This is a genomic window from Frigoribacterium faeni (assembly GCF_007988805.1).
GTDB classification, from domain to species: domain Bacteria; phylum Actinomycetota; class Actinomycetes; order Actinomycetales; family Microbacteriaceae; genus Frigoribacterium; species Frigoribacterium faeni.
On the sequence record NZ_BJUV01000007.1, the window covers coordinates 17,891 to 32,027 of the forward strand.

A 14,137-nucleotide genomic window follows, 5' to 3' on the forward strand; every position below is an offset into this window, starting at 1 on the left:
CACGGTCGCGATCGACCTGCCCGTCGGCCGGTTGAGCGCCTACCGCGTCGTCCCCGGCGGGGAGTCCCGCGGCACCGTCCTCGTGGTCCCGGGCTACACCGGCTCGAAGGAGGACTTCCGCGTCACGATGCCGCTGCTGCGCGACGCCGGATTCGAGGTGGTCGCGGTGACGCGGCGGGGTCAGGCGGACTCGGTCGCGCCTCCGTCGCTCGCCGACCACAGCCTCGCCGAGGAGGCGCGCGACATCGCCCGCATCGCCCCGCTCCTCGCGGACGGTCGCCCCGTGCACCTGCTCGGCCACAGTCTCGGCGGGGTGATCGGCCGCGCCGCGGTGCTGCTCGACCCCGGCCTGTTCGCCTCGTACACCATGCTCTGCTCGGGTCCGCACGGCTGGCCCGACCGCAAGCACCTCGAGCGGCACCTCGTCGCCGAGAAGGGGACGTCGGCGTTGTTCGACGCGACGAACCCGGCGACCCTCGGCCTGGCCGACGCCGAGCTCGATCCCGAGCCGGCGTTCCTGCGGATGCGCATGGCGCGCACGAGCGCCCACAGCGTCGTCGCCGGCGGCGAGATCCTCGAGCTCGCCGACGACACCACGGAGGCGCTCGCCGCGACGGGCGTGCCCGTCCTGGTCGCGCACGGCGAGTGGGACGCGGCCTGGCCGATCCCCTGGCAGCGCGACATGGCCGACCGGCTCGGCGCCCGCTACGAGGTGATCGCCGGGGCGTGGCACTCGCCCCAGATCGAGCAGCCGGCGGCCACCGCGGCCCTGCTCGCCGACTTCTGGGGGTCCGTGGCGGACCCGACCCGCGCCTCCTGACCTCCTTCTCATCACCACCGAAAGGAGCACTCCGTGCTCACCTTCCCCGACGGCTTCCTGTGGGGTGCCGCGACCGCGGCGCACCAGATCGAGGGCAACAACGTCAACAGCAACTGGTGGGTGCACGAGCATACGCCGCGCACGACCATCGTCGAGCCGAGCGGTGACGCCGCCGACAGCTACCACCGGTTCCGCGACGACATCCGCCTGCTCGCCGAGCTGGGGCTGAACAGCTACCGGTTCAGCATCGAGTGGGCCCGCATCGAGCCCGAGCGCGGCGTCGTCAGCAAGGCCCAGGTCGCCCACTACCGCCGCATGGTCGAGACCTGCCACGAGTTCGGCATCGAGCCGATCGTCACTCTGATGCACTTCACGGTGCCGCGCTGGTTCGAGCGCGACGGCTTCTGGCGGGCGCCCGACGCCGCCGACCTGTTCGCGCGCTACACCGAGCTCGCGCTGCCGGTCGTCGCCGAGGGCGTCGAGTACGTCTGCACCATCAACGAGCCGAACATCGCCGCGATGCTCGCCGGCGGCGAGGACGCCTCGAACCTGGTGGCCTACGGGCTGCCGAACCCCGACCTCGAGGTGGCCGACGCCCTGCTCGCCTCGCACAGGCGCAGCCGCGAGGTGCTCTCGCAGGTCGCCGGGCTCAAGTCGGGCTGGACCGTCGCGACGCAGGCCTTCAAGGCCGTCGACGAGCCCGGGGCCGCCGAGAAGACGCGCGAGTACGGCTACGTCCGCGACGACTGGTACAGCGAGATGGCCGCGGGCGACGACTTCGTCGGGGTGCAGGCCTACACGCAGACCTTCGTCGGGCCCGAGGGGCCCCGGCCGGTCGCCGAGGGGCTCGAGACGACGCTGACCGGGTGGGAGTTCCACCCGCCGGCCGCGGCCGAGGGCATCCGCAGCGCGTGGGAGCTGTCCGGCCACGTGCCCGTCATGGTCACCGAGAACGGCATCGCGACGGCCGACGACACCCGGCGCATCGCCTATACGCAGGGTGCGCTGGAGCACATCCACGACACCATCGACGAGGGCATCGAGGTGCTGGGGTACCAGCACTGGAGTGCGCTCGACAACTACGAGTGGGCCAGCGGATTCCGCCCGACGTTCGGGCTGATCGGCTGGGATCGCGACACGTTCGAGCGCACGCCCAAGCCGAGCGCCCGCTGGTACGGCGGGGTGGCCCGCGCGAACGGCCTCGAGCGCAGCTCGGCCGTCTGAGACCACGGCGTCGTCGCGTGCCGCGGCGGCGCCGTGCTCCCCGGAGCGCAGGAGGCGCGGGTCGGCCGACCCCCGCCTCCTGCGTTCCGGCTAGAAGCCCGTGATGCTGTGCAGGGGCCGATCGGGGGCGAGCATCGCGCGCAGCGTCTGGACGGCGCCCTTGCGCCGCTCGCGCACCAGGCCCGCGGCGGCGAGCGTGACCGGGTCGACGCCGCCGAGCCAGAGCGACCCGAGGGTCGCCACGTCGAGCTCGACGTCGGCCCGTCGCACCGCCGCGCGCTTGACCGTCGCGCTGCCGCCCTCGCTCGTCACCCGGAACGTGCCCGCCGCGTGGCCCAGGGCGTCGCCCACCGCGATCGTGACGACGCCGTCGGCGGACCACGGTCGGGCCTGCAGGGCGGCCACGGTGTCGAGCACGCGGAACCACACGTGATCCTCGTCGTGGGTCACGCGCAGGGCCCGGCCGTTCACCAGCGCATGGCTCAGCGGGTCGTGCTGCGGGGCGTCGGCGTACCGCACCGAGGCGATCAGATCGATCGACAGCAGCAGCTGCCACAGGCCGAGGTACGCGACGTCCGTCGCGGCGACCAGATCGAGCACGACGAGGGTGTGCGCCTCGTCCGAGCCCTCGACCCGGTACGAGACGTAGCCGTCGACGGCGCCCGCCGAGTCGCGGTGCACGGCGCCGCGGACGGCCGGATCGGGCGTGCCGTCGGGTCGCTCGCGACCGAGCATGCGGTTCCAGGCGCCCTCGTGCCGGTCGATCGAGCCGGGCGTGCGGGCGTGGAAGCGGGCGAACACCGCGGGAGCGAGGTCGACGAGCGTCGCGCGCGACACGAGCTCGGTCGTGCCCTCCGGTTCGCTGATGAGGCCGGAGGCACGGCGCGGGTCGATCTCGATCGTCCGTTCGCGCACCCCCACCCCGAAGCCGAAGCGGCGGTAGATCGAGCCCTCGCTCGCCGTCAGGGCCGCGACGGCGAGACCGCCGCTCGCGGCGCGCGCGAGGTCGTCGGTCATCATGCGGCGCAGGATCCCCTTGCGTCGGTGGGTCGGCTGGACGGTGACGCCCGAGATCAGGTGCGCGTCGAGCAGCCGGCCGCCGCCGACGTTCACCGTCTTGACGAACGACTCGAAGGTGGCGACCGGGAACCCGTCCGCCTCGAGCGATCCGTCGCGGGGCTCGCGGAGGTGGACGCCGGTCTCGGTGCGCCCGTCGGCGACCAGCCGTCGCGCGGTGCGCCCGACGGCGGCGGCGTCGAGGGCCGTCTCGTGGAACCCGAGGGCCTCGGCCGAGACCCACGCGCCCGTCGCCTCGTCGGCGCGGGGCTCGGCCTCGGTCGAATCCGGTCCGAGTGCGGCCGGGAACGTGCGGATGTCGTAGTCGTCGTCGAAGGCAGTCACGCTCGCAAGCCTAGGGCTGGCCCCCGACGGTGTCGTCGTCCTCCCGACGGAGGCGGGGCGGCCGTGTTGAGATGACCGATCGGCTGAAATATGATGTGAGGAATTATCCAGCGACACGGAGGCCTCATGATCGGCGAGAACGACGCACGAGACCCGTCGGAGGGTCCGGCGCAGAGCAGTCCCGAGAACACGGGTCGTCGCGCGGCGGCCCGCGAGAAGGCCCGCGCCGCGCAGGCCAGGGCGCGCCGACGGGAGCGCACCGCGACCCTCCTGGTCCGCGGCGGGGTGGCCGTCGCCGCGCTCGCCATCGTGACGACCCTCGCGCTCGTCCTCGTCACGTCGGCCTCGGCGCCGATCGGCCCCGGGCCGGCCAACGCGGCATCCGACGGGGTCCGCGTCGGTCCCGGCTTCGTCGTCGAGCGCTCGCCCGCCCGGGAGGCCGACGCCGAGCCCGTGACCTCGGCCACCCCCGACGCGTCCGACGTCGCCGACATCGCGATCTACATCGACTACCACTGCCCGTCGTGCCGGCAGTTCGAGCTCGAGAACGCCGACTACCTGAGCGGCCTGGTCGAGTCCGGCGCCGCCACCGTGCAGATCCATCCGCTCGCCATCACCGACTCGACGTCGCAGGGCACCCGGTACGCGACCCGGGCCGCGGCCGCCGCGGCCTGCGTGGCCGATCTCGAGCCCGACCGGTTCTGGTCGGTCAACCGGGCCCTCTTCGAGGCGCAGCCCGAGGGCGGCTCGCGCGGGCTCGACGACGACGAGCTCACCTCGGTCGTCACCTCGGCGGCCGAGCTCGACGACCCGGCGGCCGTCACCGCGTGCATCGCCGACCAGCGGTTCGCCGGCTGGGTGGCCGCCGCGACGAAGCGCGCGCTCTCCGGCCCGCTGCCCTACGACTCGGTCGAGTCGATCACGGGGACCCCGACGGTGCTCGTCAACGGCTCGCTCTACGACGCGTCGACCCAGAGCTTCCCCGAGTTCGTGGTCTCGAAGCTCGGCTCCGCCTACGCGGCCGAGACCGCAGGAGGCGCGGAGTGAGCGCCCCCACCGGCGACCGCCCCGCCGACGGCCGCCCCTCGGGCGCCGGATCCGACGACGCCGGGACGGAGGCCGCGGGCCCCGACGCGTTCGCGTCGCTCGGCTTCGAACCCGTGACCACGCGGAGCGAGCGGCGTCGTGCCGAGCGGCGCCGGCGGAGGCGCCCCTGGGTGGTGACGACGGTCGTCGCTCTCGTCGTCCTGGTCGGCGTGCCGGTCGTCGCGGCGCTGCTCGGGTTCGGCTACCTCGTGCACCTGGCGTCCACCTTCGACGACCGCGCGACGACGGTGGTCGGCGCCCTCCCCGAGTACGACGGTCGTCCGGGTGTCGACGCCGACGGCGCGCTGAACGTCCTGCTGCTCGGGTCCGACACCCGGGGGCGGGGCGACGCCGGTCGGTCGGACGTCATGATGCTCGTGCACCTGCCCGGCGACCGGTCGAGCATCGAGGTGCTGTCGATCATGCGCGACACCTGGGTCGACGTGCCGGGGCACGGAGAGGCGAAGATCAACGCGGCCTACAGCTGGGGCGGCGTCCCGCTGACCGTGCAGACGGTCGAGCAGCTGCTCGAGGTGAGGGTCGACCATGTGGCCGAGATCGACTTCGAGGGCTTCCGGGGCATGACCGAGGCGCTCGGGGGTGTCGACGTCGTCTCCGAGCGGGCGTTCTCCGCGGGCGGACACGGGTTCCGCGAGGGCCTCAACCACCTCGACGGCGACGCGGCCCTCGCCTTCGTGCGTGAGCGGTACTCGTTCGCCGACGCCGATCACCAGCGGGTCCGCAATCAGCAGGCGTTCGTCGAGGCCCTGGCGCACGGTGTCGTCAGCCGCGGCACGCTGACCGACCCGTCCCGAGTCTCGACGTTCGTGGGCGTCATGGCCGAGCACCTGGCGGTCGACGACTCGCTCACCCCTCCCCGGCTCGCCGAGATCGGCTGGAGCGCCCGCGGCCTGACTCCCGGCGGTCTCCATGCCGTCACGCTCCCGACCCGTGGAGGCGCGATCTCCGCCGACGGGCAGTCCTCTCTGACGATCGACGAGGTCGGCCTCGAGCAGATCACCTCGGCGCTGCGGGCAGGCGAGCCGCTTCCCGATCCGGCGTCCTGACGGGGCCCGGCGCCCGACCCGGTCCGCGGCCGTCAGCCACGCGACGAGACCCCGGGCGAGCACGTCGCTCGCCCGGGGTCTCGTCGCGTCAGCCGGTCGAGTGGCGGGTCCGGCGCGACCTCCGGATCACTCGGCGGGGGTGATCGTCGGCCCGCTGTACGACCCGCCGATCTGGCGGCCGTTCCTGGTCTGGGTCAGTGTGGCGGTGTAGGTCGCGTTGCCGAGCCAGCGCATGACGGTCCAGTCGCCGTCCTCGTCGGCGTCGCCGATCACGGGGGCGAGGCCGTAGCCGAGGTGCAGCTCCGATCGCCGTCGGCGGCGCCCCGACTGGCGCGGGACGTCGGGCTTCGTCTGTCGTGTCCATGGGACGACGAAGCCCCGGAGAGGCGAGATGCGCTCTCCGGGGCTCGTGAGACCCTCAGTCGGCCTCGGTCGTCGTCCGACGGGTCAGGGCGTCAGGACGCCGGGGTGATGGTCGGTCCGGTGTGGGCGCCGCTGAGCTGCTTGCCGTTCTTCGACTGGATGACGGTCGCCGTGTAGGGGGCGTTTCCGAGCCAGCGGGAGACGCTCCAGTCGCCCTCGGCGTCGGCCGTGCCGATGACGGGGGCGAGGCCGTAGCCGAGGTGCAGGGCGATGTCGGCGCCGGGGGTGGCCGTGCCGGTGAAGGTGACGTCGCTGCCGGCCAGGAAGGTGCTGCCGTCGGCGGGCGTCGTCACGACGATCGGGGCCTCGTCGTCGGAGTCGGCGTCACCGATGGTGAAGCCCCGGGTGGTCGTCGGCGTCCCTGCGGAGACCCAGAAGGGCGCCTCCGTCACGGTCGTCGTGTGCTCGCCGTGGGCCAGCGGCTTCTCGGCCTCGCAGCTCCAGGTGCCGTCTGCCAGCACGTCGGCGCCGCAGACGAGGACCGGCGCCTTGTCGGCGGCCGTGGTGTCCTCGACGCGGACCTTCGCGCCGGGGATGCCCTCGCCCGTGAAGGTCGGAGACGTGGCGGGGACCGTGGCGCCGTCGGCCGGCGAGGTGACCTCGAGCGGGAACGTCTCCGGAGCCGAGTTCTTCTCCGTCTCGGCGACCACGAGCTCGGTCGCGGTCGACAGCTCGAGGTTGCGCGTCGAGAAGAGCTCGATCTCGTCGCCGACGTACTCCTCATCGAGGCGCAGGATGAACGCGCCGTTGTAGGTGAGCTCGGTCGATCCGATGAGCTTGCCGTCCTTCTTCGCGATGACGCCGGGCGTGAAGAACTCGAACGGCGCGTAGCCGGTCGTCCCCTCGAGGTAGACGTGGCCGCCCTCGTCGGCGACGTGGTGGATGACCGGCGCCGTCAGCGGAGCGGGGGTGATCGTGTCGGCGATGGGGGTCAGGGGGATGTCGAGAGCCTTGCCGACGGACTGGTCGACGAGGCCGGCGACGGTGGCGGTCTGGCCGGCGAGGCTCTTCTCCACCCAGAACGAGAATCGCCCGTTGATGCCCTGCTGCTCGTCGCGGTGCTCGCCGACCTCGAGCGAGGCCCGGCTGGCTCCGGGGATGACGACTCGGACGATCAGGTGGTCGCCCGAGTCTGTGATCGACGACAGGTGCGGGAGAGCGGGGGCCGCGGGCTTCCAGTCGCCGTGGACGATCGAGAACGACGAGCCCTCGGTCTGCTCGGTCACCGACGACCAGGTCGGCTTCTCGGTGACGGTGGCCGAGTACTCGCCGTCGGGGAGGCGGGGCGAGTCGCAGGTCCATTTGCCGTTGGCGAGCACGTTCGTCTCGCAGAGCGTCGCGAACCGCTGGTCGGTCTCGGCGTCGTTCGTCACGACGATCTGCGAGTTGGGGATCGCCACGCCCGAGAAGGTGACGGCGGGCTCGGCGAGCTCGGCTCCGGCCCAGGGCGAGAGGATGGCCAGCGGGTGCGTGTCGGACGCCGTGTTGGGCCGGGTCTCGAGGAGGTCGATGGTGTCGACGGCGCTGGACTTGTTGCCGAGGTGAGCCTGGACGCCGATCTGCCGACCGGCGAATTCGGCGGGGATGGTGAGGGTGAAGGTCCCGTTCACGTCGGGCACGCTGCGGATGGGCATGCCCCCGGTGGATGCGGTCACCTCGAGCTGGTCGAACTGCAGAGGGTCGTACGTGACCGTGCCCTCGATGACGAACACCCCCTGGGAGTCCTTCGAGACGCCCAGGACGCGCGGCATGACGGGGATGATGCCGGGGGCGGCGTCCTCGTCGAGGGTCAGCGCCACATCGATGGACTCGCCCTCGATGCCGCCGGCGAAGGAGGTCAGGGTGGCGGTCTTGCCCAGGTGCGTCTTGTCGATGAGGAACGTGTACCGGCCGTCGGTCACAGGCTCGACGCTCCCGCCGCCGTCGAACTGCATGCGGACCTGCTCGGCCCACGGGGCGACTCCGAGCAGAGCGATCCGGTCGGCGCCGTGCTTCTCGATCCGGCTGACGATCGGTGCTGCAGGCCCGGCCGACCTTCCGGCATCGGCGGTCGGCGAGGGGGACGGTGCGGGGCTCGCGGCGGCGACCCCCGGGGTGATGGCGCCCAGGGCGAGCGCCGCGAGGCTGGCGGAGGCCAGCCCAGTCGTGAGTTTCTTCATGTCTTCTCTCGGATGAGACGGAAAGGGAGGACCGATCGGGGCGGCCAACCGAAATCTTACATTCGAATACGAGAGGAGTGGTGCAGGCGGATGAACGTGCACGATGCGCACCGGCGGCGCCGGCAGCGCCGGCGGCGCAGGCGGGCGCCGGTCGTCCGCCCTGAGGTCAGTCGATCGAGCGCTGCACCGCCTTGACCGGGAGCATCAGCACGAGTCCGGCCAGCAGCACCAGGGCGATGCCGACGATGCCGTACCGGGTGTCGTGGGTGACGGAGACGAACAGCGTGAACAGGCCCGGTGCCAGGAAGCTCACCGCCCGCCCGGTCGTCGCGTACAGCCCGAAGATCTCGCCCTCGCGCCCCGGCGGCGTGATCCGGGCCAGGAACGAACGGCTGGCGGACTGGATGGGCCCGACGAAGAGCGCGAGGGCGAGGCCGAACACCCAGAACAGGTTCGTCGCGGTGCCGATCGCGAGCACGGCGAAGGCGGCGATCACGAGGCCGATCAGCGACCCGACGATGATCGTCTTGGCCCCGAGCCGGTCGTCGAGCCAGCCGCCGACGAAGGTGCCGATCCCGGCCACGAGGTTCGCGCCGACCGCGAAGTAGATGACCATGCTCGGCGTGAAGCCGAACACCTGGGCGGCGATGATCGCGCCGAAGGTGAACACGGCGGCCAGGCCGTCCCGGAACACCGCGCTGGCCAGCAGGAAGAGCAGCACCTGGCGGTTGGTCCGCCAGAGCTTCGCGATCGTGGACCCGAGGAGGCGGTACGAGCGCCACAGCCCCGCCCGCGCGCGTGCCGCGGTGGCGGGCGGCTCGGGCACCGAGAGCAGCACCGGCACAGCGAACACGGCGAACCACGCGGCGGAGACGACGATGGCCCAGCGGACGTCCCACGAGCCTCCCTCGGCGCCGGTCGGCACGGCCAGCAGGCCGCCGCGGCCCTCGACCCCGAAGCTCTGCAGGAACGCGACCAGCAGCAGCAGGAGCAGGACGATCCCGCCGACGTAGCCGAGGCCCCAGCCGAATCCCGACACCTTGCCGATGGTCCTCGGCGTCGACACCTGCACGAGCATCGCGTTGTAGTTGACGCTCGCGAACTCGAAGAAGAGGTTGCCGACGGCGAGCAGGGCCGCGCCGAAGACGAGGTAGCCCGGGGCGGGCGCCACGAAGACCATGGCGGCCATCGCGAGCACGACCAGGCCGGTGTTGATCGCGAGCCAGAGCTTGCGGCGTCCGGAGCCGTCGCTGCGCTGGCCGAGCACGGGCGCGAGCAGGGCGATCAGCACGCCGGCGATCGTCAGAGCGGTCGAGATGACGGTCGCGTTCTCGGACTTCGCCAGAACGAGGGCGGGATTGCGCGTGTCGTCGCCCGCCGCGGCGACGACGTCGGGGTCGACGAAGGCTCCGCTGGCCAGATAGGTGCTGAACACGAACGAGGTGACCACCGCGTTGAACGCGGCGGAGCCCCAGTCCCAGAGCGCCCACGAGATCACGCGTCGACGGGGGATCGGGGCGGTGTCGGCGAGCGTCTGCGCTGCGGTCATGGGGGTCAACCTAGTCGGCGGCGGTGTCCGGCGGGAGCCGCGCCTCCTCGACCCGCGGCCCCCGTTCGAGACTTGAGTGGTTCTGGCTCAACTTTCAGGTTCACAGCTTGACCTCGGCGACGGTCCGAGTAAAGTTGAGCCTGGCCGACTCAAGGCCGGCCCCCCAAGTTTCCGCATCACCGCACCACGAAGGAGAAATCGCACATGGCACGTGCAGTAGGAATCGACCTCGGAACCACCAACTCGGTCGTCAGCGTCCTCGAGGGCGGCGAGCCCACCGTCATCGCGAACGCCGAGGGTCTCCGCACGACCCCCTCGGTCGTCGCGTTCACCAAGGACGGCGAGGTGCTGGTCGGCGAGACCGCCAAGCGCCAGGCCGTCACCAACGTCGACCGCACCATCGCGTCGGTCAAGCGCCACGTCGGCACCGACTGGAAGGTCGAGATCGACGACAAGAAGTACACCCCGCAGGAGATCAGCGCCCGCATCCTCGGCAAGCTGAAGCGCGACGCCGAGCAGTACCTGGGCGAAGAGGTCACCGACGCGGTCGTCACCGTGCCGGCGTACTTCAATGACTCCGAGCGTCAGGCCACGAAGGAGGCCGGCGAGATCGCGGGCCTGAACGTGCTCCGCATCATCAACGAGCCCACCGCCGCCGCTCTCGCGTACGGCCTCGACAAGGGCAAGGAGGACGAGCTCATCCTGGTCTTCGACCTCGGTGGCGGAACCTTCGACGTCTCGCTGCTCGAAGTGGGCAAGGACGACGACTTCTCGACCATCCAGGTGCGCAGCACCTCGGGTGACAACCGCCTCGGCGGCGACGACTGGGACAACCGCATCGTCGAGCACCTGATCAAGAAGTTCAAGGACAACAACGGCGTCGACCTGTCGACCGACAAGATCGCGAAGCAGCGCCTCAAGGAGGCCGCCGAGCAGGCCAAGAAGGAGCTGTCGTCGAGCACCTCGACCAGCATCCAGCTGCCCTACCTCACGCTGACGGCCGACGGCCCGCTCAACCTCGACGAGACCATCTCGCGCTCGCAGTTCGAGCAGTGGACCTCCGATCTGCTCGACCGCACCAAGAAGCCCTTCAACGACGTCATCAAGGAGGCCGGTGTCAAGGTCGGCGACATCTCGCACGTCGTCCTGGTCGGCGGCTCGACCCGCATGCCCGCCGTGACCGAGGTCGTCAAGCAGCTGACCGGCGGCCGCGAGCCCAACAAGGGCGTCAACCCGGACGAGGTCGTCGCCGTGGGCGCCGCTCTCCAGGCAGGCGTGCTGAAGGGCGAGCGCAAGGACGTCCTGCTCATCGACGTCACCCCGCTCAGCCTCGGCATCGAGACCAAGGGCGGCGCGATGACCAAGCTCATCGAGCGCAACACGGCCATCCCGACCAAGCGCAGCGAGACGTTCACCACGGCCGACGACAACCAGCCGTCCGTCGCCATCCAGGTGTTCCAGGGCGAGCGCGAGTTCACCCGCGACAACAAGAACCTCGGCACCTTCGAGCTGACCGGCATCGCCCCCGCTCCGCGTGGCGTGCCCCAGATCGAGGTCACGTTCGACATCGACGCCAACGGCATCGTGCACGTGTCCGCGAAGGACAAGGGGACCGGCACCGAGCAGTCGATGGTCATCTCGGGCGGCTCGTCGCTGTCGAAGGACGACATCGACCGCATGGTCCGCGAGGCGGAGGAGCACGCCGCCGAAGACAAGGCGCGTCGCGAGGCGAACGAGACCCGCAACAACGCCGAGCAGCTCGTCTACTCGATCGAGAAGCTGATCAAGGACAACGACGACAAGCTTCCCGCCGACGTCAAGAGCGACGTGCAGGCCGACGTCGACGCGCTCAAGTCCGCCCTCGCCGGCGACGACGAGGCGGCCATCAAGCCCGCCTTCGACAAGCTGAACGAGAGCCAGCAGAAGCTCGGCCAGGCGATCTACCAGCAGGAGCAGGCCGGCACGCCCGGTGCCGCCGGTGCCGAGGGCGCTCCCGCCGACGACCAGGCCCCGGCCGACGACGAGGACATCGTCGACGCCGAGGTCGTGGACGACGACGACAACGACAAGAAGTAGGGGCCCGCATGACTGACGAGCAGAACCGTCCCGAGAACGACGATCAGCCCGAGCCGGTCGTGCGCGACAAGCGTCGTCTCGACCCCGAGACCGGCGAGGTCCGGTCCGAGTCGACCGCGGAGGTGCCGTCGGAGGACGGCGGCACCGCGGCGGTCGACGGGGTCGACGACCTCCCCTCGGCCGAGGCGCCCGACGTCGAGGTCCCGAGCGACGCGGAGGCGCCCGAGGGCGCTGCCGAGGCGGCCGCCGAGATGAGCGCGGAAGACGAGGCCATCCTCGACGAGGCCAGCCGCGATCTCGTCGCCGACATGCGGCAGGACATGCTGCGGGCTCAGGCCGAGCTGGTCAACTTCCGCCGTCGGGTGGAGCGCGACCGCGAGGCCAACCGCGAGGCCGTCGTGGCCGAGGTCGTCCGCTCGCTGCTCCCGGCGCTCGACGACCTGGCCCGTGCCGAGCAGCACGGCGACCTCGCCGAGGGTCCGATGACCGTCATCGCGCAGAAGATCCGCGGAGGGCTCGACAAGTTCGGGCTCGCGCAGGTCGGCGCGAAGGGCGAGGTCTTCGACCCCACCAGGCACGACGCGCTCGTGCAGCTCCCGAGTGCCGACGTGACCGTCAACACGGTCGCCGACGTGATCGAGCCGGGCTACACGATCGGCGACCGCGTGATCCGCGCGGCGAAGGTCGCCGTCCACACACCGCAGTAGGCATCACCCGCGACGCAGGTCGCACCGGGCGGTGGGCGCCCCGAGAGGGCGCCCACCGCCTCCCACATTCTGTCCGGCCGCCCGTCAGGGGTGGCCTAGATTCATGAAAGGAGGTGCCGCATGGCGAGTCAGGACTGGTTCGACAAGGACTTCTACGCCGTTCTCGGCGTCTCCAAAGACGTCACCCCCGCCGAGCTCAAGAAGGTCTACCGCAAGCTCGCGCGCAAGTACCACCCCGACTCCAACCCGGGCGACGCGGCCAGCGAGGCGAAGTTCAAGGAGGTCAGCGAGGCGCACTCCGTGCTCTCCGACCCCGAGCAGCGCAAGGAGTACGACCAGGTCCGAGCGATGGGCGGCGGTGCGCGATTCACGGCCGGCAGCGGTGGTCAGGGCGGCGGCGGCTTCGAGGACGTCTTCGGCGGCATGTTCGGTCAGGGCGGCGGCCAGCGGACTCAGTTCCGCCAGGGCGGCGGCGGTGGCTTCGACGACATCTTCGGCGGCATGTTCGGCGGTGGCGGTGGCTTCGGTCAGACCAGCGGCGGCTACCGCGGGTTCGGCGGTCCGCAGAAGGGCCGCGACATGACCGCCACGACCACGCTCGACTTCCAGACGGCCGTGGTCGGCGAGACCATCTCGCTGCAGGCCTCCAACGGCAAGCCGATGAAGGTCAAGATCCCCGCCGGCGTGCATGACGGTCAGAAGATCCGTCTGCGCGGTCGCGGAGAACCGAGCCCCGACGGCGGCGAGGCCGGCGACCTGGTGCTGACGATCGCGGTGCGCAAGCACCCGGTGTTCGAGCTCGACGGTCAGAACCTCCGCGTCGACGTGCCCGTGACGTTCGCCGAGGCCGCCCTCGGCGCGACGATCGAGGTGCCGACCCTCGGCGGCGACCCCGTCCGGCTGCGCGTCGTCGCGGGCACGCCGAGCGGCCGGGTGCTCCGCGTCAAGGGCCGCGGCGTCTCGACCAAGGCCGGCACCGGCGACCTGCTCGCCACGGTCCAGGTCGCGGTCCCCGCGCACCTGAACGACAAGGCGCGCGAGGCCGTGGAGGCCCTGGCGGCCGCGCTGCCGTCCGAGAACCCCCGCGACGATCTGATCGCCCGCGCACGGGCCTGACCCGGAGACGACCCCGAGCCCGAGCAGCACCCGACCCGCTATCGACGATCCGGAGGTGACGATGATGGACCGCACCGACCCCGCGGCTCACTGGCCGATGGACGAGACCTCGCCGATCTTCGCCATCGCGATGGCGGCCGAGCTCGCGGGCATGCACGCCCAGACGCTGCGGCAGTACGACCGGCTCGGGCTGGTCGTCCCGCAGCGGACGGCGGGCAAATCGCGGCGCTACTCCATGCGCGACGTCGTGCAGCTGCGCGAGATCGCGCGTCTCGGCGGCGAGGGCGTATCGCTCGAGGGCATCAAGCGCATCCTCGAGCTCGAGAACCAGGTGACGGCTCTGCAGTCGCGGGTCCGCGAACTCGAGCGCGCCCTGGCCGACGAGCTCGTCAACCGCCCGGGCAGCCGGGTCTTCGCCGCTGGCGAGAGCGGCGTCGTGCCGCTCAAGCACGGCACCCGGCCGGCACGCCAGACCTCCGTCGTCGTCTGGCGTCCGCTCCGCTGAGCGC

General features: G+C 71.6%; 12 protein-coding genes. 8 read left to right on the forward strand and 4 right to left on the reverse strand.

The annotated features are described in order from the left end of the window. Positions 1-31 precede the first annotated feature (31 nt). A complete protein-coding gene (locus FFA01_RS04795; protein WP_167627287.1) occupies positions 32-820 on the forward strand; it encodes an alpha/beta fold hydrolase in 789 nt (262 codons plus the stop codon). A gap of 33 nt (positions 821-853) precedes the next feature. After that, positions 854-2,044, forward strand: coding sequence for a glycoside hydrolase family 1 protein (locus tag FFA01_RS04800; protein ID WP_146853537.1), 1,191 nt, complete (start codon positions 854-856; stop codon positions 2,042-2,044). 90 nt (positions 2,045-2,134) lie between these two features. Here FFA01_RS04800 and FFA01_RS04805 read toward each other — a convergent pair whose 3' ends face one another. Beyond that, a complete protein-coding gene (locus FFA01_RS04805; RefSeq protein ID WP_167627288.1) occupies positions 2,135-3,445 on the reverse strand; it encodes a GNAT family N-acetyltransferase in 1,311 nt (436 codons plus the stop codon). A gap of 126 nt (positions 3,446-3,571) precedes the next feature. Here FFA01_RS04805 and FFA01_RS04810 point away from each other — a divergent pair, with 126 nt between their 5' ends. Both FFA01_RS04810 and FFA01_RS04815 read left to right on the forward strand, forming a co-directional pair. Beyond that, positions 3,572-4,492, forward strand: a complete 921-nt coding sequence (locus FFA01_RS04810; RefSeq protein ID WP_146853707.1) for a DsbA family protein — start codon at positions 3,572-3,574, stop codon at positions 4,490-4,492. Further along, positions 4,489-5,598 carry an LCP family protein gene (locus FFA01_RS04815; protein ID WP_146853541.1) on the forward strand — a complete coding sequence of 370 codons (1,110 nt, stop codon included), beginning with the start codon at positions 4,489-4,491 and terminating at the stop codon, positions 5,596-5,598. Before FFA01_RS04810 ends, FFA01_RS04815 begins: the two co-directional genes overlap by 4 nt. Positions 5,599-5,724: 126 nt before the next feature. On the opposite strand, the gene FFA01_RS15875 is transcribed toward FFA01_RS04815, so the two are convergent. The 3 genes from FFA01_RS15875 to FFA01_RS04825 form a co-directional block, all read right to left on the reverse strand. Next, positions 5,725-5,871 carry a hypothetical protein gene (locus tag FFA01_RS15875; protein WP_167627289.1) on the reverse strand — a complete coding sequence of 49 codons (147 nt, stop codon included), beginning with the start codon at positions 5,869-5,871 and terminating at the stop codon, positions 5,725-5,727. A gap of 182 nt (positions 5,872-6,053) precedes the next feature. Beyond that, on the reverse strand, positions 6,054-8,180 hold the full coding sequence (locus FFA01_RS04820; protein WP_146853543.1) for an Ig-like domain-containing protein: 2,127 nt from the start codon (positions 8,178-8,180) through the stop codon (positions 6,054-6,056). Positions 8,181-8,346: 166 nt separating this feature from the next. Next, the gene (locus FFA01_RS04825) at positions 8,347-9,729 is read right to left on the reverse strand and encodes an MFS transporter (RefSeq protein ID WP_146853544.1); all 1,383 of its coding nucleotides are present in this window, start codon (positions 9,727-9,729) and stop codon (positions 8,347-8,349) included. A 204-nt stretch (positions 9,730-9,933) separates the two neighbouring features. On the opposite strand from FFA01_RS04825, the gene dnaK reads away from it, so the two are divergent. From dnaK to FFA01_RS04850, 4 genes are all read left to right on the forward strand, one after another. Further along, positions 9,934-11,805, forward strand: a complete 1,872-nt coding sequence (gene dnaK / locus FFA01_RS04830) for a molecular chaperone DnaK (RefSeq protein WP_146853546.1) — start codon at positions 9,934-9,936, stop codon at positions 11,803-11,805. 8 nt (positions 11,806-11,813) lie between these two features. Then, a complete protein-coding gene (locus FFA01_RS04840) occupies positions 11,814-12,512 on the forward strand; it encodes a nucleotide exchange factor GrpE (RefSeq protein WP_244289697.1) in 699 nt (232 codons plus the stop codon). A 120-nt stretch (positions 12,513-12,632) separates the two neighbouring features. Further along, positions 12,633-13,628, forward strand: coding sequence for a DnaJ C-terminal domain-containing protein (locus FFA01_RS04845; protein ID WP_146853548.1), 996 nt, complete (start codon positions 12,633-12,635; stop codon positions 13,626-13,628). Positions 13,629-13,725: 97 nt separating this feature from the next. Continuing rightward, positions 13,726-14,133, forward strand: a complete 408-nt coding sequence (locus FFA01_RS04850; protein ID WP_146853711.1) for a heat shock protein transcriptional repressor HspR — start codon at positions 13,726-13,728, stop codon at positions 14,131-14,133. The last annotated feature ends 4 nt before the right edge of the window (positions 14,134-14,137 follow it).